This window comes from Pareuzebyella sediminis, assembly GCF_008367235.1.
Lineage (GTDB): Bacteria > Bacteroidota > Bacteroidia > Flavobacteriales > Flavobacteriaceae > Pareuzebyella > Pareuzebyella sediminis.
This window is the reverse complement of record NZ_VTZS01000001.1, coordinates 656,822-679,112: the sequence shown is the minus strand read 5'-3', so window position 1 is coordinate 679,112 and position 22,291 is coordinate 656,822. Positions and strand designations below refer to the sequence as shown.

14 protein-coding genes are annotated in these 22,291 nt (G+C 40.8%); 10 read left to right on the top strand and 4 right to left on the bottom strand.

All coding sequences use genetic code 11. The features are described 5' to 3' along the window. Positions 1-5 precede the first annotated feature (5 nt). The gene (gene glmM / locus F2B13_RS02680) at positions 6-1,394 is read right to left on the bottom strand and encodes a phosphoglucosamine mutase (protein WP_149303039.1); all 1,389 of its coding nucleotides are present in this window, start codon (positions 1,392-1,394) and stop codon (positions 6-8) included. A gap of 71 nt (positions 1,395-1,465) precedes the next feature. On the opposite strand from glmM, the gene F2B13_RS02675 reads away from it, so the two are divergent. The 3 genes from F2B13_RS02675 to F2B13_RS02665 all read left to right on the top strand — a co-directional run bounded on the left by F2B13_RS02675 (position 1,466) and on the right by F2B13_RS02665 (position 4,330). After that, a complete protein-coding gene (locus F2B13_RS02675; protein WP_149275737.1) occupies positions 1,466-2,053 on the top strand; it encodes an acyl carrier protein phosphodiesterase in 588 nt (195 codons plus the stop codon). Between the two features lie 95 nt (positions 2,054-2,148). Continuing rightward, the gene (gene ggt / locus F2B13_RS02670) at positions 2,149-3,840 is read left to right on the top strand and encodes a gamma-glutamyltransferase (RefSeq protein ID WP_149275736.1); all 1,692 of its coding nucleotides are present in this window, start codon (positions 2,149-2,151) and stop codon (positions 3,838-3,840) included. A gap of 49 nt (positions 3,841-3,889) precedes the next feature. Then, on the top strand, positions 3,890-4,330 hold the full coding sequence (locus F2B13_RS02665) for a GNAT family N-acetyltransferase (protein ID WP_232625181.1): 441 nt from the start codon (positions 3,890-3,892) through the stop codon (positions 4,328-4,330). A 2-nt stretch (positions 4,331-4,332) separates the two neighbouring features. Here F2B13_RS02665 and F2B13_RS02660 read toward each other — a convergent pair whose 3' ends face one another. Continuing rightward, positions 4,333-5,097 carry an XRE family transcriptional regulator gene (locus F2B13_RS02660; RefSeq protein ID WP_149275735.1) on the bottom strand — a complete coding sequence of 255 codons (765 nt, stop codon included), beginning with the start codon at positions 5,095-5,097 and terminating at the stop codon, positions 4,333-4,335. A 165-nt stretch (positions 5,098-5,262) separates the two neighbouring features. On the opposite strand from F2B13_RS02660, the gene F2B13_RS02655 reads away from it, so the two are divergent. Both F2B13_RS02655 and F2B13_RS02650 read left to right on the top strand, forming a co-directional pair. Continuing rightward, a complete protein-coding gene (locus tag F2B13_RS02655) occupies positions 5,263-6,525 on the top strand; it encodes a putative DNA modification/repair radical SAM protein (protein ID WP_149303037.1) in 1,263 nt (420 codons plus the stop codon). Positions 6,526-6,527: 2 nt separating this feature from the next. Further along, entirely contained in the window at positions 6,528-7,304 is a 777-nt protein-coding gene (locus F2B13_RS02650; RefSeq protein WP_149275733.1) for a TIGR03915 family putative DNA repair protein, read from the top strand. Positions 7,305-7,364: 60 nt separating this feature from the next. On the opposite strand, the gene F2B13_RS02645 is transcribed toward F2B13_RS02650, so the two are convergent. Beyond that, positions 7,365-7,892 carry a hypothetical protein gene (locus F2B13_RS02645; protein ID WP_149303035.1) on the bottom strand — a complete coding sequence of 176 codons (528 nt, stop codon included), beginning with the start codon at positions 7,890-7,892 and terminating at the stop codon, positions 7,365-7,367. Positions 7,893-8,012: 120 nt separating this feature from the next. On the opposite strand from F2B13_RS02645, the gene uvrA reads away from it, so the two are divergent. The 4 genes from uvrA (at position 8,013) to F2B13_RS02625 (ending at position 17,076) form a co-directional block, all read left to right on the top strand. Then, positions 8,013-10,862 (top strand): excinuclease ABC subunit UvrA, encoded by a 2,850-nt coding sequence (gene uvrA / locus F2B13_RS02640; RefSeq protein WP_149303033.1) that lies wholly within the window; start codon positions 8,013-8,015, stop codon positions 10,860-10,862. 90 nt (positions 10,863-10,952) lie between these two features. Then, a complete protein-coding gene (locus tag F2B13_RS02635) occupies positions 10,953-11,639 on the top strand; it encodes an LOG family protein (protein WP_149275730.1) in 687 nt (228 codons plus the stop codon). A gap of 75 nt (positions 11,640-11,714) precedes the next feature. Beyond that, a complete protein-coding gene (locus F2B13_RS02630; protein WP_232622988.1) occupies positions 11,715-14,501 on the top strand; it encodes a metalloprotease in 2,787 nt (928 codons plus the stop codon). Between the two features lie 163 nt (positions 14,502-14,664). Next, on the top strand, positions 14,665-17,076 hold the full coding sequence (locus F2B13_RS02625) for an alpha-ketoacid dehydrogenase subunit alpha/beta (protein WP_149303031.1): 2,412 nt from the start codon (positions 14,665-14,667) through the stop codon (positions 17,074-17,076). A 13-nt stretch (positions 17,077-17,089) separates the two neighbouring features. Here the strand turns inward: F2B13_RS02625 and F2B13_RS02620 are convergent, their stop codons facing one another. Beyond that, the gene (locus tag F2B13_RS02620) at positions 17,090-19,876 is read right to left on the bottom strand and encodes a M16 family metallopeptidase (protein WP_149303029.1); all 2,787 of its coding nucleotides are present in this window, start codon (positions 19,874-19,876) and stop codon (positions 17,090-17,092) included. Positions 19,877-20,023: 147 nt separating this feature from the next. Between F2B13_RS02620 and F2B13_RS02615 the strand changes: the two genes are divergently transcribed. Next, the gene (locus F2B13_RS02615; protein WP_149275727.1) at positions 20,024-22,291 is read left to right on the top strand and encodes an aminotransferase class III-fold pyridoxal phosphate-dependent enzyme; all 2,268 of its coding nucleotides are present in this window, start codon (positions 20,024-20,026) and stop codon (positions 22,289-22,291) included.

Below are 22,291 nucleotides of genomic sequence, written 5' to 3'. Positions count from 1 at the left end.
ACTTGTTAAAAGCCTGCTATTTCCTTTATTTCGGAAATTATACGGTCTCCTAGCCTATCCGCTTCTTCTTGACTTTTGGCTTCCGTATAAATTCGGATAATCGGCTCGGTGTTCGATTTTCTTAAATGCACCCAATTCTCAGCGAAATCGATCTTTACACCGTCAATGGTCGAAATTTCCTCTTTGGCGTATTTTTGCGCCATGGCTTTTAATAGCCCATCGACATCTAAATCTGGAGTAAGCTGTATTTTCTTCTTGCCCATAAAATAAGACGGATAGCTGGCCCGCAGTTCGGCAACGGTGCCTCCCTTTTCAGCCATGAGCATTAAGAACAACGCGGTGCCTACCAGGGCATCACGACCGTAATGGCTCGCTGGATATATGATTCCACCATTGCCCTCTCCTCCAATAATAGCTTTGTTTTTTTTCATTTTGGTAACCACGTTCACTTCCCCCACGGCCGCCGCCTCATAGGTTCCGCCATGCTTTTCGGTTATATCACGTAAGGCCCTCGAAGAAGAAAGATTTGAAACGGTGTTCCCCTTAGTTTTACCCAAGACGTAATCCGCACATGCGACCAACGTATATTCTTCCCCGAACATCTCCCCTATATTGTCGATAAACGCGAGACGGTCCACATCCGGATCGACTACGATGCCAAAATCGGCCCCTTCTTCAATTACTTTAGAAGAAATATCACCCAAATGCTCCTTCAAAGGTTCCGGGTTGTGCGGAAAATGACCGGTAGGATCACAATAGAGCTTCACTACCTCTACTCCTAACTCCTCCAATAATTTGGGAATAGCTATCCCCCCCGTAGAATTAACTCCATCGACCACCACTTTGAAACCTACTTTTCTGATGGTGTCCGCGTCTACCAAGTCAAGGTTCAATACTTCATCGATATGAATATCGATATAGGAATCGTTATTGGTAATACGGCCCAGATCATCGACCTCCGCGAACTCAAAACCCTCCTCCTCTGCTATTTCAAGAATTTTAGCCCCTTGTTCGGCATTTAAAAACTCTCCTTTTTCGTTGAGCAATTTCAAGGCGTTCCACTGTTTCGGGTTATGACTAGCTGTCAATATGATACCACCATCTGCTTTTTCCATCGGAACCGCAATTTCTACGGTTGGTGTCGTCGAAAGGCCTAGATCGATTACATCGATACCCTGACCGACCAAAGTAGAGACCACTAGATTTTGAATCATTTCACCTGATAATCGAGCATCTCTACCAATCACCACCTTAAGCTTTTCTTTTTTGGAATAATCCTTTAGCCAACTGCCATAAGATGCTGCAAACTTTACAGCGTCTAACGGAGTTAAATTGTTGCCGGGTTCACCACCAATGGTTCCTCTAATTCCTGAAATCGATTTGATTAAGGTCATGTTGTGAAAAAGTTTTTGCAAATATAAGGGTCTGGCGTGAATACTAATCCTGCAATTTGTAAATTCAGACCATGAACTTTTTGGCACATATTTACCTCTCTTTTGAGGATACGGATATTACACTTGGGAATTTCATTGCCGACAGTATCCGTGGCAACAAATTCGGCCACCTTCCCCAACGCATTCAACAGGGTATTTTGTTGCACCGAGAGATTGACACTTTTACCGATGCCCACCCGATTCCTAGGATAAGCAGTAAGCGTTTGCACCATAACTATAGTCATTACAGTAGGGTAATTGTTGACATTTTTTACGATCATTTTTTAGCCAAGAACTGGAAACACTATTCCGACACTCCGCTTGGTGATTTTGTCGACAGTTTCTATGATCTACTGGAGGATAATTATGATATCCTTCCCATAGGAGTTAAAAGAATGATGCCGTATATGATTGCAGATAATTGGATTTTTAACTACGCTACAAAGGAAGGAATCAGTAAGGTATTAAACGGCATGAATAGACGTACCCAAAATAAATCAAAAATGAATTTCGCCATCTTAGATCTTGAAGCACATTATGGCTCTTTTGAAAAAGAGTTCACGGATTTTTTTGAAGAATTGATTGTTTTCTCAAGGCAAAAATTTATCTCCCTAGATTAGCAAAACGAAAATAAAAGCTACTAATTTTTAGGAATTTGGCATGACTTGCCGTCCTATTTTTGTTAGGTAAGCCACCTTTTAATATTCAAAAGCCAATGAAACTCTCACACCTCTATTTTCTAATTGGGACATTCCTATTTTTTGTTCATTGTAAAAAGCAGCCAGCCACCCCTACGGGTCTTGTTACGCCGGAAGCGATGGTCGTTTCCGCCCGGGAAGAGGCCTCTCGAATCGGAATTGAAATCCTGAAAAAAGGAGGTAATGCCTTCGATGCCATGGTCGCTACCGAAATGGCACTTGTGGTGGCCTTCCCTTTCGCAGGTAATCTGGGAGGCGGTGGGTTTATGGTCTACCGGAAGAACGATGGTGATGTCGGCGGACTAGATTACAGGGAAAAAGCACCTTTGGCGGCACATAAGGATATGTATTTGGATTCTTTGGGTAAGGTCATTCCGGACATGAGTACAAAAGGAGCAACGGCCATAGGAGTGCCCGGCACGGTAGCAGGAATACTGGCCGTTCACAAAAAATTCGGCTCTCTTCCGTTAGCTGTTATTTTTGAGCCCGTAATCGAACTGGCAGAAAAAGGGGTCGTTGTGACCGAAAACCAAGCTAAAAGCTTTGAAAGGTCCAGAGATTTGATCCTAGAGGTAAACGATAGTACGACGACTTTTCCTATCATGGCCAAAGCCTTCGATACCGTTAGATACCCTGCTCTTGCACAAACCATGCGACGTATCGTCCGGGAAGGAAAAGATGGTTTCTACAGAGGGGAAACCGCAAAGGTGTTGGCTGATTTTATTCAGGAAAAAGGTGGTTTTGTCACTGAAGAAGATCTTGCGAACTACGAAGCCAAATGGAGACAGCCCATTATATTTTCTTACAAAGAGTTGCGCATCATTTCGATGAGCCCACCCAGCAGTGGTGGGGTTACTATCAATCAGATCCTTAAAATGATCGAACCCTATCAAATTGGAGATTTTGACCATAATTCGGAAGAGGCCATCCAGCTGTTCACCGAGGCTGCCCGACGGGCATATGCCGATCGTAACTATTTTCTAGGGGACCCTGATTTTGTAGATATTCCTTTGGATGTATTGCTGAGCCAAAGTTACCTCAAGGAACGTATGGAAAATTTTTCATTCGCAAAAGCTACTCCATCCTCTGAAATCAAAGAAGGAAGCGTAGAAATCTCAGAAAGCATGGAAACAACACACTATTCCATTGTGGACAAATATGGAAATGCGGTTGCAGCCACCACAACACTTAACGGAGCCTATGGCTCCAAACTATATTGTGATGAACTCGGATTTTTCTTGAACAATGAAATGGATGATTTCAGCGCAAAGGCCGGTGTACCCAATATGTTCGGACTTATCGGTGCCGAAGCCAATAGTATCGCCCCTGAAAAACGGATGTTAAGTAGCATGACGCCGACAATCGTTGAAAAGAACGGCAAACTATGGCTAGTAGTGGGTACTCCGGGAGGTTCGACCATTATCACCGCAGTTGCTCAAACGATATTGAATGCGTACGAGTTCAATATGAGTATGCAAGAGGCCGTGAACGCTCCCCGATTTCATCATCAATGGCTTCCTGATGTTATTATTTTTGAACCAGAGGGTTTTACAACGGGGCTAAAGGAAGGATTAAAATCCAAAGGATACCATATTAACGAAGAATATACGCCCATCATAGGTAAGGTTGATGCTATTCGCGTCTTACCTGATGGGAGTCTTGAAGGTGGTGCGGATAAGCGTGGGGACGATATGGCGGTCGGATATTGACCTTAGGAGGTAGCGCAAGATCAAGCCGAATAGTTTAGTATATTTGATTATGATGACTATTGAACCTTTAAAGGCCTCCCAAATTGACGAGATGGTGCAAAAACGAGTGAACACGCTCTTTACCCAACTGAACGCAACGCTGAAACAGCGACCTTTACGTGAAATTTTCGAACAGGGAAACGACGTATTCATTGTATGCTGTAGAGATAAGGATGAGATTATCGGAATTGCATCCATGGCCATCTATACGGTAATATCCGGGTATAAAGGCATGGTGGAGGATGTGGTCGTAGATTCCGCCTATAGGGGGAAGGGAATCGGTAGAAAGCTTATGGAAAAATTGTTACAGGAAGCAAGGCAAAAAAACCTTGACGAAGTTTTGTTGTTTACGGGACATCATCGTACCCCCGCCATCAACCTATATCAAAGCCTCGGATTTGCGTTAAAAGATAGCGGCCTCTACACGTTGAAATTGACCGAAGTCCCCTAATCCTATACTTTTTTGACGTGCTTGAGTTGGCTTTTAAGCTCATCCATCGATTCTTGCAGTTGCTTTAGCAGGCCTTTTTCGGTATTGGCATCTTCGCCAAATGTAATTCTACTACTGACCTGCCAAATTTCCTGAATTTGAAAAGGCTTAATCTCATAAGGCGGATACGCCTCGTTCAGCGAAACCAAGGTGATATTGTTTGAATTGGGACGCTTTTCCACTTTTTTAACCAGAACGGCGTCTTCTAAGACCACGACATACATTTTATTAGGACTCACATCGTCGATATGTTCGATGGCACGCGCCAAAACCCATTCCCCTGGTTTTAAATTGGGCAACATACTATCGCCCTCTACCTGAAAACCTCTGTAAGTGGCATTGCGAAATTCCGGAATAGGAAGGTCGAACGCCGGTAATTGACGATACCAACTGGTATCTTGAATATTTTGGGGGTATCCTGCAGCCGCCTTTGCGTTCACAAGTACCATATTCTCCCTGTCTTCCGAATCAACGGTTATAACTTTAGGTATAACGCTGGTCTTGGACGTTTCCAAATATTGATTCTCGCTTTCTCCAAAAAGCCATAACGGATTTATCTTAAACTGCTTCAAGAGCTGTGCGACTACCATTCCGGATAGTTTGGTACGCCCACGCTCAATGTCTGCGGTCGTATTGGAAACACCAAGAAGTTTTGCAAATTCCGCTTGGGTAAATCCCAAATTCCTTCTTACTTCAGTAAAACGCTTCACCGTAAGCTCATTTTCCATAATTGCTATTTTATTGTCTTCCACCATCGAAATATGTGTGTTTTTAAGTGAAACTACATTCAACGGCTCTCAAATATAATTGTATTTGGAATAAGTCCAAAATATTTTATGGAATATTTCCATATTTAGGAATATATCCATATTTTTGGAATAATTACATCTATTATGCAATTTGAAAGGATAAAGCAAAAACTCAACATATTGGCCGATGCCGCTAAATACGATGTATCGTGTTCAAGTAGTGGAAGCAAAAGAACCAATACAAATAAAGGTCTGGGCGATAGCTCGGGCATGGGAATTTGCCACAGTTATTCCGAAGATGGTAGATGCATATCCCTTTTAAAGGTCTTACTGACCAACTACTGCATTTTTGATTGTGCCTACTGCGTTTCGCGTAGAAGCAATGATATTGAACGGGCCGCCTTTAAAATTCAGGAAATCGTCGATCTTACCATTAACTTTTACAGGCGTAATTATATCGAAGGTCTTTTTCTCAGCTCTGGTATCTTTAAAAGTCCTGATTATACCATGGAGCGTCTGGTATCCGTAGCCAAAAAATTAAGAACGGAGGAAAACTTTAATGGATATATTCATCTCAAATCAATCCCGGGAGCCAGTGAAGAATTGATGAAAGAGGCCGGTTTATATGCCGATCGTATTTCCGTTAATATTGAAGTTCCGACCGTATCAGGTCTGAAACTATTGGCGCCCGAGAAGAAACATGAAGATTTTATCAAACCGATGCAGAAGATAAGAAATGAAATCCTGCGATACCAAGAAGAGAAGAAAATCATTAAAAGCACCCCCAAATATGCCCCTGCAGGTCAGAGTACCCAAATGATTATCGGAGCGACCGGTGAAACCGACAAAGATATCATGTATTCCGCTGATTATTACTATAAGAAGTATGGTATGAAACGCGTGTATTATTCGGGGTATGTTCCAGTGGCAGAAGATAAGAGATTGCCTCCTATGGGAAGCAGTGTGCCCATGCTGCGCGAGAATAGATTATATCAGACTGACTGGTTATTGCGTTTTTACGGTTTTAGGGTGGCTGAACTGCTAAATAAAAACCACCCGAATTTAGATATTGATGTGGACCCAAAGTTGGGGTGGGCCTTGCGAAACTTGAGTTATTTTCCGGTTGATATTAACAGGGCCGATAAAATTGTATTGGCTAGGGTTCCAGGGTTAGGCATTCAATCGATTCACAAAATTATTAGCGCTCGACGATTTAGAAAACTCAACTGGGAACATCTGAAGAAAATAGGCGTGGCTTTGAACAGGGCAAAATATTTCATCGTTTGTGACACCCAAGGTTGGAAACATCAAGATTTGGATGCCTCTAAAATAAAAGGGCTGATCCTTCAAAATTCTTCAGGAAAGTTTAGAGATAAGTTTAGTACGCAACTACGATTATTCAATTAATTATGGACAACTCAAAAATTTTAATCTACGATGGAAGTTTTAACGGATTTTTGACCAGTGTCTTCGTAGCCTTCGAAGAGAAAATTCAAGTGGTCGATATTCAAAGAAGTTCCATTCAACAAAACGGACTATTTTCTGATTCAACAATTATTTTCACCCATGTAGAAAAGGCCAAGCGCGTTTGGAACGGTATCGACAAGAAAAGTCATAGGGCCCTGAAAAATATATATTTTGCGTTCATGAGCGAATCTAAAAATGTAGAACTGTTGCTTTATCGTTACATCAGGAAGCTCTTTGCGAAAAGATTCGCGATACAGTCCGATTACTCGGATGATATAGTTTTGAAAATCGTACAATTAGCAAAAAGTGTGGGGCGCGAAAAACACCGAATGGAGGCCTTTGTGCGTTTTCAATTGACCAAAGATGACATCTATTTTGCTACTATAGAACCCGATTTTGATGTATTACCACTTATTTCTAAACATTTTCGTTCTCGATACGCAGACCAACACTGGCTTATTTATGATGTAAAACGTAAATATGGAATTTTTTATAACCTAACGGGAGTGGAAATTGTTTCCCTTGATTTACAGGGAGTTTTTGCGAACAGTATCTTAAGAAATGATTGCTTCATCACTGAAGAATATAGCTATCAAGAATTATGGGCTAATTACTTCAAAAGCACGAATATCAGGTCGAGAATTAATCCGAAACTACACGCACAACATGTACCCCGACGCTATTGGAAGTACTTGAGCGAAAAGAAGCAAGTGGTATAATTTTTTTGAACCGTGCTTTTAATTAAATAGAAATATCCTCAAAAAAAGGTTTGAAATGGCTTACCCTTTACTACGGTCCCCAACGAACTGGTCACTTTTATTCTTGAAAAGTACATTAAAACTAGTGAGACTACCATAGATTCGCGTAATGTATTGTTGCAAGTCCACCTTTTCTTGATCATCCAAATTTTTGCTGCTGTTTATTTTTTGTTCCATTACTCGAATACGGTCGCGTACCATCACAATTTTATGGAAAAAAGTGTCGATTGGAATTTCTTTATTCGCCAAACCGTCATTAGGTTCGAGTATTAATTTGCCCCCACGCCATTTATCGGCCAGTGCAACCTTCTCGTGGGTGTCGCCCCATTTGCGTAAAATTTTGGTCAAGGAGGTTTCGATATCAAAAAAACTAACGGTATCCACATCACTTTGAAGTGCTTCAATGATATCAAATTCAGAATCTATGGCAATAGTTTCCAAACCCTTTTCCATAAAAGTGACCCAATAGTAGTTTGAAGACACATTCGTTACAACTCCTTTTCCATAATCTTTATGTTCTATCCGAGAACCAATACCCAAAATTTTCATTATTTCATTATTTTAACGAAAGGCTAAAATAAGAGTATATCTTCTATTATCAAACATAAGAAAGGGAGCGAGTTCATTATTATTTGTCAAAACCGTACCTTTGCGCCTTTGCTATTGAAAATGATAAATTACGAGGAAAATATAGAAGTTAAAGGGGCCCGGGTACACAATCTCAAAGACATCGATGTGACCATCCCTAGGGAAAAATTGGTCGTAATTACCGGCCTTTCGGGCAGCGGTAAGTCTTCTTTAGCTTTTGATACTATATACGCCGAAGGGCAACGCAGGTATATAGAGACCTTCTCTGCCTACGCCCGTCAATTTTTGGGGGGACTTGAGCGCCCCGATGTAGATAAAATCGACGGTCTATCCCCAGTTATCGCAATCGAACAAAAGACCACATCAAAGTCTCCGCGCTCTACGGTGGGCACCATTACGGAAATCTATGATTTTTTACGTTTACTTTTTGCCCGTGCCGGCGATGCCTACAGTTATAACACTGGCGAAAAGATGGTAAGTTATAGTGATGACCAAATTAAATCGTTGATAAAGAGCGATTACGAAGACAAGAAAATCAATATTTTGGCACCTGTAATCAAATCTCGAAAAGGCCATTATCGGGAACTTTTTGAGCAGATTGCTAAACAAGGTTTTGTAAAGGTCAGAATTGATGGTGAAATAACCGATATCGTCAAGGGAATGAAAATAGATCGGTACAAAACCCATGATATCGAAATTGTAGTTGATCGGCTTAAGGTCAATCCTTCAGAAGAAATCGACAAACGGTTGACCGAATCTATTAATACTGCCATGTATAGCGGAGGCGACGTACTTATGGTGTTGGAAGAAGGTCTGGAGGAAGCCCGTTACTTTAGTAGAAATTTAATGTGTCCGACCACTGGAATATCCTATCCGGTACCCGAGCCCAACACCTTTTCCTTTAATTCTCCAAAGGGTATGTGCCCTAATTGTAATGGCCTAGGACATGTCTATCAGGTCAATGAAAAAAAGATATTCCCGAACAAAAAACTTTCCATTAAATCAGGTGGAATAGCACCTCTAGGGGCCTATAAAAATTCTTGGGCGTTTAAACAAATTCAGACTATTGGTCAACGATATAACTTTGAGCTTACAGACCCTATCAAGAAAATACCCGAAGAAGCCATGCAAATATTGCTTTATGGTGGCAATGAAAGCTTTGAGGTGAACTCTAAAACACTTGGGGTAAAACGTACGTATAAAATTGATTATGAAGGTATAGCGAATTTTATATCAAACCAATATAAAGAGGCGGGTACAACGTCGATTAAACGTTGGGCCAAAGAATACATGGATAAAGTTGCCTGTCCTGAATGTGAAGGCTCACGCTTGCGCAAGGAATCGCTCAATTTTAAGGTCGGAGAAAAAAACATTGCCGAATTAGCTAATCTAGATATCGCTGAACTGGCCGCTTTTTTTGAAGACCTTGGGAATAAGTTGAAAGGAAATCAACTTAAAATCGCAGAAGAAATCATCAAGGAGATTAAGACAAGAATTAAATTCTTACTCGACGTAGGCCTTGACTACCTTTCGCTAAACCGAAGCTCAAAATCCCTTTCAGGTGGGGAGGCACAGCGTATTCGCCTAGCAACCCAGATAGGCTCCCAACTGGTAGGGGTTCTTTATATTCTCGACGAACCAAGTATAGGTTTACATCAGCGAGACAATAATAGATTGATCCATTCCTTGCAGTCGCTTCGGGATATAGGCAACTCTGTTATTGTGGTAGAGCATGACCGAGATATGATAGAGCAAGCCGATTATGTCATTGACATTGGTCCAAGAGCAGGTAAGCATGGAGGCGAAATCATCTCAGAGGGACCCCCGGAAGATTTAAAAAAACACAACACCTTAACGGCAGATTACATTTCAGGTAAAAAAGAAATCGCCATACCTCAAAACCGGCGTGAAGGTAACGGAAAGATAATACGCCTATCGGGCTGTTCAGGTAACAACCTCAAAAATATAACCGTACAATTTCCATTGGGTAAAATGATAGGGGTAACGGGCGTTTCAGGTAGCGGAAAATCAACATTGATAAATGAAACGCTGTATCCCATTATGAATGCTCACTACTTCAATGGGGTCAAAAAACCAATGCCCTACAAAAAGATTGAGGGCTTGGAGTTTATCGACAAGGTAATCGATATTAATCAATCTCCCATCGGGCGGACGCCTCGCTCAAACCCTGCGACGTACACCGGTGTTTTCAGTGAAATCCGCTCTTTGTTTACAAAAACCCCAGAGGCGGCAATCCGTGGTTATAAACCGGGACGTTTCAGTTTTAATGTGAAAGGAGGCCGTTGTGAAACTTGTCAAGGTGGGGGGCTGCGAGTGATCGAAATGAATTTTTTACCCGATGTATATGTAGAATGTGAAACATGCAATGGAAAAAGGTTTAATCGGGAAACCTTGGAAATACGATACAAAGGAAAATCAATAGCAGATGTTTTAGAGATGACCATCAATGAAGCAGTAGGTTTTTTTGAGGCTATTCCTAAAATATACCGTAAGTTGAAAACTATACAGGATGTCGGGTTGGGTTATATATCATTAGGGCAACAGTCGACAACCTTATCGGGTGGTGAAGCACAACGTATAAAACTGGCCACCGAACTATCAAAACGTGATACTGGAAATACTTTTTATATCTTGGACGAGCCGACAACCGGACTTCACTTTGAAGATATACGTGTATTAATGGAAGTTTTAAACCGTTTGGTAGATAAAGGGAATACAGTGCTGGTCATTGAGCATAATATGGATGTGATCAAGATGGTGGATTACATTATTGACATTGGTTATGAGGGCGGTCGTGCTGGCGGCATGATTGTTGCAAAAGGTACTCCAGAAGAAATAGCCAACGAGGAGAAGAGCTATACCGCCCATTATTTGAAAAAAGAACTTCATATGGCCCCTGTAGACCACTAAATATTAAAATGATACGAACTTTATAGGTTCTAAAAGGCACGCAAGGTCCTGTGCTTGAATGAACAAGCAGCAAAATGCAATGGTACAACTATGAGAAAACAACAACACCATAAAGGATGGAACGAAATTAAAACCAATGATTCTTGGGCTATTTTTAAGATTATGGGAGAATTCGTCAATGGTTTTGAAAAAATGGGCACCATAGGCCCTTGTGTTTCGGTATTTGGTTCGGCCCGTACCAAACCTGGGGACAAATACTATGAATTAGCTGTAAACATAGCCAAAAGCATTGCCGAAGCAGGATACGGCATTATCACCGGAGGGGGACCCGGTATTATGGAAGCTGGCAATAAAGGAGCGAACTTTGCAGGTGGTACCTCGGTAGGCTTGAACATAGACTTGCCTTTCGAGCAACACGATAACCCATTCATCGATGCAGATAAAAGCTTGGATTTCGATTATTTCTTTGTTCGCAAGGTTATGTTCGTCAAATATTCCCAAGGCTTTGTGGTAATGCCAGGCGGTTTTGGCACTTTAGACGAACTATTCGAGGCCATAACTTTGATTCAAACCCATAAAATTGAGAAGTTTCCCATAATTTTAGTAGGAACTGAGTTTTGGGGCGGTCTGTTAGACTGGATTCGGAATACCATGTTGAAAGTAAAGAATATTAGTCCGCACGATCTAGACTTAATACAAATCGTTGACTCTGAATCTGAGGTTGTTGAAATAATTGATGCTTTTTATAATGGTCACGCACTAAGCCCTAATTTTTAATAATTTCTCTTGAGAAGTAATTCCCCCATACTTTCTTTTTGCCTTGTTCTGGTGAGTTTTCTTTACTTCGAAAACATGACCGGTCAGCATGAGAATGTACTAACAGTGAATCTTGATGAGGATACGAAAGAGCTACGAATTCAACAAGAATTGCGCTACAGGAACAGCTCCGAAGTTACTTTAGAGGCCATTTATTTCAACGATTGGGCCAACGCCTATTCCAGTAAAAGTACCGGTCTGGCCAAACGGTATGCCGAAGAGTTCAAAAAAAGTCTTCATTTGGCCAAAAAGGAAGAACGAGGATTCACCACTATACTAAGCGCGGTAGATGATGCTTATAGGGGGCTTCATTGGGAACGAACGGCTGAAGAAGACATCTTAAAGGTATACCTGAACGCTCCCTTACGACCAGGGGAATCCGCCAAGTTGTTCCTAACCTATTCCGTTAAACTCCCAGAAAATAAATTTACGCCCTTCGGCTACGATAAAAGGAACAATTACTACCTGAAAGATTGGTATCTCACCCCGGCCTATTTTGATGGTACTTGGCGCTTATACTCCAATAAAAATTTAGAGGATCTATATACGGAAATGACCAATACGACGGTCAACTTTTCATATCCTGACAGTTTGTATTTGGCATCTAATTTTCGAATATTGGGTACAAGCACATTTCCGCAAGGTAATTTGACACAACTGGTAGGGAATCGTCAAAAAAGCTGTGAAATAATTTTGACGAACAACAAACGGTTTATGACCCATGTCACCCCTGAAATGACGGTAATTACTGATATCGAAGCTTCCAAATACGATCAAGTTCTACGTAGTATTTCCATTAGCAGAATAACCGAGTTTATCGAAAATAATCTGGGAAAATATCCGCACTCTCAATTATTGGTCAGTGAAATTGACTACCAAAAGAACCCACTCTACGGTATCAACCAGCTACCGGCATTTATAAGGCCATACGAGGAGCAATTTCAATTTGAAATGAAATTTCTGAAGACCGCATTGATCAATATATTGGAAGAAACCCTCTTCGTTGATCCAAGAAAAGATCAGTGGTTGGTCGATGCAATAGCCAACTATCTAATGATAGCTTACGTGGAAGATTATTACCCCGATCAAAAGCTTTTGGGTAAACTATCCAGAATATGGGGACTCCGTAGCTTCAATCTGGCCAAAATGGATTTCAATGAACAGTATCCCTTTTTATACATGCTGGCGGCGCGAAGAAATCTTGACCAACCTCTGAGCACTCCCAACGATTCATTGATTAAATTCAATCAAAAGATTGCAAATAAATATAAGGCAGGACTAGGCCTTAGCTATTTGGCAAGTTATATCGGCAGAGATAAAGTCGACAAAAGCATCAAGACGTTTTACGAACACTATAAACTTAGCCAAGTTAAAACCTTTGATTTCGAATCAATCTTAAAAAGATCTACTGATGCTGACATCGACTGGTTCTTCGAAGATTATGTTTCGACCGATAGAAAAATCGATTTCAAAATAAAAAAGGTAATCAAGTCTGAAGACTCTTTAGAAATAACTCTAAAAAACAAAAACGGCACCAATGTACCCATATCGTTATTCGGTCTCAAAAACGATACTGTGGTGTCAAAATATTGGTTTTCCAATATTGAAACCGAAAAAACGGTGACCATTCCGAAAAATGGTGAAAAACGACTGGTTCTGAATTACGACCAAAAAATTCCTGAATTCAATCAACGCGATAATTGGAAGTCTTTAGGTGGATTCTTTTCAAGTAACAAAAAAATGAAGTTCACTTTCTTCCGTGACTCAGAAAACCCTTATTACAATCAGATTTTTTATGTTCCGGTTCTTAATTTTAATATTTATGACGGATGGACCCCCGGCCTTAGACTCTATAATAAAACCTTTTTAGAACGGCCGTTTGTGTATGACTTTTCCCCATCGTATTCTTTTAGGGAGAAGGCCTTTGTAGGATCAGGAAAACTACAGTACCGAAAATATCTTAGTAAGAGCGGGCTATATATTGCAAACTACGGTATTGGCGGTTCTACGTATCATTTTCAAGAAAATTCAAGATATTCTACCATTACTCCTTCTCTCTCCTTCGGATGGAGACCTGATAATTTGATTTCGAATACTAGGGAGTTTCTTTCTTTCAGATACGTCAATGTATTTAGGGACAAAGACGAAAGTCTTACCGAATTTGAGACCCCACCCGACTACAGTGTTTTCAATGCAAGGTACACCTTCAGAAACCCGGGCATAATTAATTTCTTTTCTTGGTTTGCCGATGTACAATATGCCAAGGATTTTTCAAAATTGTCTTTTGAGCTTGAATATCGTAAGTTGTTCGAGAATAATCGGCAGTTCAACCTAAGGCTCTTCTTCGGTAAATTTATTCAAAACAAAACAACAGACTATACCGATCCTAATTATTTCAGTTTTGCTTTAGACAGACCCACAGATTATTTATTTGACTATGGCTATTTAGGTCGTTCGGAAGATTCAGGATTATACAGTCAACAAATCATAATTGCCGAAGGTGGTTTCAAGTCATTCCTTGATGAACGCTATCGTTTTGCCAATGATTATTTGGCTACAGTCAATACTAGTGTCAACCTATGGCGTTGGATAGAGGTATACGGCGATGCTGGATATGTTAAGAACAAGGGACAAAATGGTAAGTTCGTATACGATTCAGGGGTTAGGTTAAACTTATTGACCGATTATTTTGAACTTTATTTTCCTGTGTATTCCAATAACGGCTGGGAAATTTCCCAGCCAGACTATGGGGAGAAAATCCGCTTTATTGTAACTGTAAGCCCTAAAACCTTAATAGGTCTCTTCACACGTAAGTGGTTTTGATGAGTTCTATCAAATTCTTAAAATCAAGTAATCTGATAGTTTGATATTGAATTTTTTTCAATGATTACTTTATTTTGGTGTTGATTTTTCAATTTAGGATGTCTTTTTTACGTTGTAAAACTGCTACTCGTTTCCTATTTTTGTAGAAACTCAAACCTCTTTGATGGATATTTCGCCCCAGACAAGCAATGATATTTCCTTTGACGATTTCAAGACACAAATCTTGAATGATTATAAAATTGCTGTACTGAGCAGGACCTGTAGCTTAATGGGCCGTAAAGAGGTATTAACGGGCAAAGCGAAGTTCGGAATTTTTGGGGACGGTAAGGAACTTCCCCAATTGGCCATGGCTAGGTCTTTCAAGGATGGAGATTTTAGAAGTGGTTACTACAGAGACCAAACATTTATGATGGCACTGGGACTTTTGACGCCCAAAGATCTATTTCACGCACTTTATGCGACTACCGATATCGCAATGGAACCTATGAGTGCTGGTCGTCAAATGGGTGGACATTATGTTACCTATAGCTTAAATGAAGATGGAAGCTGGCGTGATTTGACTAAGCAAAAAAATAGTAGTGCGGATATTTCTTGCACGGCAGGTCAAATGCCACGATTACTGGGACTGGCCCAAGCTTCAAAAATGTATCGTCATCTGAAGAATATTGATAGCTCAAAATTCTCCAACAACGGCGATGAAGTGGCGTGGGGTACCATTGGCAATGCCAGTACCAGCGAAGGAATGTTCTTGGAAACGATAAATGCCGGAGGCGTACTCCAGGTTCCCATGGTTATTAGTATTTGGGATGATGGTTATGGAATATCAGTGCCTGCAGAATATCATGCAACCAAGGAAGATATTTCAGAGATGCTCGAAGGTTTTCGGCGCACCGAAGAAAAGCAAGGATACGAAATGATCAAAGTAAAAGGTTGGGACTATACCGCTTTGATGCACGCCTATGAAAATGCTTCCGATATAGCTCGTGAAGAACACGTCCCCGTCATTATACATGTTACCGAGCTTACCCAGCCTCAAGGTCATTCTTCGTCAGGGTCACATGAACGTTATAAAAGTCAGGAACGTCTAGAATGGGAAAAGAATAACGATTGTAACAAACGTTTCAGGGAATGGATTTTGGAAACGGGCATTACTTCCGAAGAAGAACTCAAGAACATTGAAAAGAATATTTCAAAAGAGGTAAGGTCTGCCAAAAAAGAAGCGTGGTCCGAATACTTGACTATTCATAAAGAACAGAAAAAAGTATTGGTGAGACTTTTAAACGAAGTAAGTGCTAAAAGCCCGAACAAAAACTTTATCAATAAAATCAAAAATGATCTTATTGCAATTGAAGAACCCCTTAAAAAAGATTTGGCCGTAAGTTCACGCAAAGCACTTCGGTATCTTTTGGGCGAAGAATCAACTGCTAAAGATGCCCTTGTTCGATGGACTGACGATTTTCTGAATACGACACAACCGAAGTACAGTACAAACCTTTATAGTGAGGCATCCAACAGTGCTACTAATATTTCTGAAATTAAACCCATTTATGGGCAGCACCCAGAAAAAGTAGATGGCCGTATCATTTTAAGGGACAATTTCGACAAGCTTTTCGAGAAATATCCTAATGCTCTTGTATTTGGGGAAGATACTGGCGCCATCGGAGATGTGAACCAGGGTCTTGAAGGCCTTCAGAAAAAATATGGTAAACTGCGAATTGCAGATACAGGTATACGTGAAACGACCATTGTAGGTCAAGGTACAGGCATGGCCCTCCGCGGACTTAGGCCTATAGCCGAAATACAGTATTTAGATTATATATATTATGCCCTTGCCACACTTACAGATGATGTAGCCTGCTTGAGATATAGGACTTTTGGCAAGCAAAAAGTGCCGTTGATTATTCGAACCAGGGGCCATCGATTGGAAGGTATTTGGCATTCGGGCTCACCAATGGGGAGTCTAATCCATTCGCTTCGCGGAATGTATATTCTTTCACCAAGGAACATGACCCAAGCTGCTGGTTTTTATAACACACTTCTAAAGAGCGACGAGCCAGCAGTGATTATTGAAAGTTTAAACGGATACCGTTTAAAAGAGGAAAAACCTTTGAATTTAGGAGAATTCTGTACCCCCATAGGTCGGGTAGAAACCTTAAGGAAAGGCTCCGATATCACACTCGTCTCTTACGGGTCTACCCTTCGTATCGTTTTGCAGGCCGCAGAAGAGTTAAAGGAAGTAGGAATCGATGCCGAAGTAGTCGATGCCCAGACCCTTTTACCCTTCGATATAAATCACGACACTTTGGAAAGTGTTAAAAAGACCAATCGATTATTGGTTATTGACGAAGATGTTCCAGGAGGTTGTGCAGCCTATATTTTAAATGAGATAATTGAAAAACAAGGGGCATACAAATATTTAGACAGTGCTCCCCAAACCTTGACCGCTAAAGCACATCGGCCAGCCTACGGTACCGACGGTGATTATTTCTCTAAACCGAACCTTGAGGATATATTTGAACGCGTTTATGCGATTCTTCACGAGAGTAACCCGGAAGAATATCCTGAGCTTCGCTAAGTCATTAGATCCTTTAGTTCTTCAAATCCACTTGAGTCTTCTTTAAAGCCGATTTAACAGGGTTGCCATCGGCATCAATTTCAATAATTTCCTCAAAGTTCAGTGCATCTAAGTTATCAATAATTTTCGCCCGGTCACCGACAATGAACCAGTTGACTTCTTCGGGATGTACCACCTCTTTGCTTACATCCAGAACCTCTTCTAAGGATAAATTTCTAACCTTGCTGTCGTATTTCTGATAGTAATCATCTGGCAATCCGTATTTTACAAGGTTGACCAAGGAACCATTCACAGAGGCATTGGTCTCCCACTGTCCTGGAAGTTTTAACACCTGATTGGTCTTCACTTTATCTAGTTCTGCCTGTGTCGCAGGTCTGTTTGTTACAAAATCTGAAATTTCATTTCGAAGTTCCGTGACCGATTCCGCAGATTTATCCGTTTGAACAGGGGCATAAACAATAAAAGGCCGCTCTTCTTTGGCACCCAGTACCAGCCCCCCTGCCCCATAGGCCCAATGCTTGTCTTCCCTTAAATTCATGTTGATACGCGAGGTGAAATTACCGCCTAATATACTCACCATCTGTTCGAGGGCTATTTCAGAAACATCACCGTACTTTTTAGTCAAGTGTCCAGCGATAATGACCGATTGCTGCGACTCTGGTCTATCTATCAAATATAAGGTGTTCTTTGAATTGAGCTTTGACCTATTAAAAGGTATACTCGGAACATTGGCCCTTTTCCATTTTCCAAGAGATTTTTCCAACTTGGCCTTTAGGTCGATCATATCAATATCGCCACTAACCACCAAAGTTGCATTGTTGGGTTTGATCCAAGTATCATAGAATTTCTGAACATCTTTGCGTGTTAATTTTTCAACGGTTTTTTCATAACCGGTACCAGAATAAGGGTTGCTATAGGGATGATCTTCTCCGTATAAATATTTGTTCATGACCCGTAGCGCCATAGAAAAAGGTTGGGATTTTTCTCTCTTTATAGCATTGATCTGCTCGTTTTTAAGGCGGTCAAATTCGTTTTGTTCAAAGGATGGATTCAATAACACATCGGCAAAAAGATCAATACTTGCATCTAAGCTTGGCTTTAGCGTATTGAGATATAGGTTTGAATTATCTTGGCTGGAATAGGTATAGATATCTGCACCCAATAATTGTAGCTGTTCACTTATTTCAAGGGCGTCGAGGTTTTTTGTGCCCTCATCCATAAGATTCATGGCCAAAGAGGCTGTTCCGGCACTGGTAAGAAAATCTGTTTTATAGCCTGCATCGAACATTAAGTTCATGACTACGGTCGGGGCTCCTTTGCGTTTTGCCAAAACTATATCGAGTCCGTTTGAGAGTTTCGCCCTTTCCAATTCTGGGAACTTAGAAACTTTAGGTGCACCGAGTTCTGGAAGTTTAGAGCGGTCAACCGAAGATTTCTCAATGGTATATTCAGGAAAAGGTTTACAGATCAATGTATATTTCCCTTTATCCTTCGACAACCATTTTTGAGCGGTATTTTTGATATCATCCGCGGTGGCCTCCTGTACGAAACCTAAGGTCGTCTTGAAATGATCCGCATCGTCAAAATAGGTTTCATTTGAGGCCAATTTATCAGATATACCACCGAATCCCCCTATGCGTTCCAGACCCTTTAGAAATCCCGCATAGTAGTCGGCCTTCACTCGTTCTAATTCTCGTTCGGTAGGCCCTTCGTTTACAAGACGGTTAATTTCAGATTCGAACACGGCTTGTACCTTATCGGGATCTTCACCAGCTTTTACGTTGACCCAACTTATGAAGGTACTAGCTATTTCACTTGAGCCTTGATAAGAAACCACTGAACTTGCGGTTTGATCTTCGTACACTAATTTTTTATACAACCTTGAATTCTTACCATTGGTTAAAATAGAAGAAATCAAATCGAGGTGAATATCTTCCCTCGCGCCGTATTGTGGCGTGTTCCAAGCAAAAAGTATTCGGGTTTCAGGTACTCGGTCTTCATAGACGTCATATCTATCGTGATCAAAATTAGGAATGTCAACCTTAGGTCTAATAATTGTCGGGCCAGAGGGGATATCCCCAAAATAAGATAGCACCTTTTGATAGACTTGTTTGGAATCTACATCACCTGCAATTGCAATTACAGCATTGGCGGCCCCATAATACGATTTAAACCATTCTTGTACATCTTCAAGGGATGCGGCATTGAGATCTTCCATTTCCCCAATAACCGTCCATGAGTAAGGATGCCCCTTAGGGTACATCGCCTTCGTCAGTAAATTACGTTGTCTGCCATAGGGTTGATTTTCTCCCTGTCGTTTCTCGTTCTGTACTACCCCTCGCTGTTCGTCTAGCTTTTCCTGATCAATAGCACCCAGTAAATGCCCCATCCGATCCGATTCCAAAAAGAGAACTTGATCTAGCGCAGAGACGGGTACATTTTGAAAATAATTGGTGCGATCGCTATTCGTTGTACCGTTTAAATCGGTTCCGCCAATACGTTCGAGGGCCTGAAAATAATCATCGTTGAAATTTTCACTTCCATTGAACATAAGATGCTCAAAGAGATGCGCAAAACCACTTTTACCTGGCTTTTCGTTTTTTGAACCAACGTGGTACCATACGTTTACGGCAACTATAGGAGCTTTATGGTCTTCATGAACCAAAAGTTTTAAACCATTTGGTAGCACAAAACGCTCATAAGCGATGTTTATGTCATTGGGATTAAACTCAAAATTTTGGGCCACCATATAATGAGTTCCCAAGAGTACTAAAAAAATGATTGCTAACGATTGTTTCATGATTGATGAATTTTGTGATGAATTTTCTGTAGTATTAAATATAATCTAACTTAGACTAAAGTGCAATTCTTTTGCATATTCTGAAGAAGAAAAGTCAATGTTTACCATCCGTATAATTATTACATTTAAGCTCAAGTTTTACCAGAGATGAATGTGCATACTAAAGAATTGATACAAGACCTACTCAAAACCTTTTACGGTATAGAAAAAATGCAGCTTGAAGAACTGGAGGGTTACGATAGTAGCAACTATAAAGTTAGCTGTACCGAAAATGTATTTATTTTAAAAGAATATGAGGATAAGGAATCTACAAGAACCCTTTTAAAGGGTGAAGACCAAATCTTAAGTATTTTATCAAAAAATTCGAGTTCTGATTTTCCCACCGTAATACCTTCGATCGAGGGCGATAAAATTATCATCAAAGATGGGAAATTGTACAGGCTTTTGACTTTTATAGAGGGAGAGTTTTTGGGAGATGTTGACCATAATACGCATCTGATCTATTCATTAGGGCACTTCTTGGGCAATATGGACAAAGTGACGGTTGCCTGCTATGAGCCTGCTATTGCCAGTAAGGAAATTCAATGGGACTTACAACATTTTAAAAATAACCTCGCATACCTGCCGTATATTAAAGATCCAAAAGAAAGAAGCTTGGTCGACTATTTCTTTCTACAGTATGATGAACTCATCTATCCGGTACAGCATTTGTTACGAAAGGGAATTATTCATAATGATGCCAATGATTGGAATGTGCTAACTAAAAACGGAAAGGTTACAGGTATCATTGATTTCGGTGATATGTGCTATACATGGATCGTTAACGAAATAGCGGTTGCGCTCACCTATGTGATGATGGATAAGGTAAACCCATTGGAGACCGCCACTGTATTGATCAAGGGGTATCATGAAATTTTTCCGCTCCGTCAACTTGAGTTGGATATTCTCTATTATCTAATCGCCGCCCGCCTTTGTACCAGTGTCTGTAATTCTGCCTATACTAAAACCCAAAAGCCACATTCCGAATATATTACTATAAGTGAACGCCCTGCTTGGAGGCTTTTGCGGAAAATGATCACTATAAATCCCATTAGGGCACAAGATGAATTTCGTAGGGCCGCAGGATTTCCTCCCACCAAAAAAATTGATACTGCCGGTCAGCTACAAAGGCGAAACACCCTACTGAGTAGCGCGCTTTCCTTGAGCTACGAAGAACCCATCGCCATGTCTCGCTCGGCATTTCAATATATGTATGATAGCCAAGGAAATGCCATTCTAGATGCCTATAATAATATTATGTTATCGGGGCATTGCCATCCGAAAGTGGTTCGGGCAGGACAAAAAGCTATGGCAAGGCTCAATACGAACACGCGTTACATTTATGAGGAGATTTTAGCATATAGCGAAAAACTTCTGTCCAAATTTCCCGATTCGCTGAACAAGGTATTCTATTTGAATTCCGGTAGTGCAGCGAGCGATTTGGCCATTCGTCTGGCGATGAACCATACCCGAAAAAACAAACTGATGGTTTTAGAGCACGGGTATCATGGAAATACTCAACTAGGAATTTCCATAAGTGCTTATAAGTACAACCATAATGAAGGACCTGGCCGTCAAGAAAATGTGGTTCAAGTACCATTACCGAATGCCTTTGACTCAAACTTAAAAGATGATGGACGGGCGGGCGCTTATTTTGCCGATCTTTCCATTTCGGAAATGGACCGAAACAAAAATCAGATAGCCGCTTTCATTGCCGAGCCCATCGTGGGTTGCGGAGGTCAAGTTCCATTGGCCAAAGGATATCTGAAAAAGATATATCCAAAAATCAGAGAGCAAGGGGGAGTATGTATCAGTGACGAAGTACAGGTCGGTTTCGGAAGATTGGGCGATTTCTTCTGGGGCTTCGAAATGCATGGGGTCTTACCTGATATTGTTATCTTAGGGAAGCCTATGGGAAACGGACATCCTATTGGCGCTGTAGTTACAACCCATGAAATAGCCAAAAGCTTTGAGAATGGCCCTGAATTTTTTAGCTCCTTTGGAGGAAATCCCGTTTCATGTGCTATTGGAAAAGCCGTCTTGGAGGTCATTGAAGAGGAGAACCTGCAACAACATGCCAAGGAGACCGGTGATTATCTCATCAACCTTTTAAGAATGATTCAAAACGATCATTTTGAAATCGGGGATGTCAGAGGTAGCGGACTATTTTTAGGTGTCGAATTTGTGAATAAAGAAGGGGAACCCAATACCGGCTTAGCGTCACATATAAAGAATCTGCTCAGAAAAAATAACATTTTGACCAGTACCGATGGTCCTTATGACAATGTACTTAAAATTAAACCTCCCCTTACATTCACAAAATCCGATTGCGATGTATTGGTTGAAACTATCCTCACCATTTTAACCAGTTCTTAA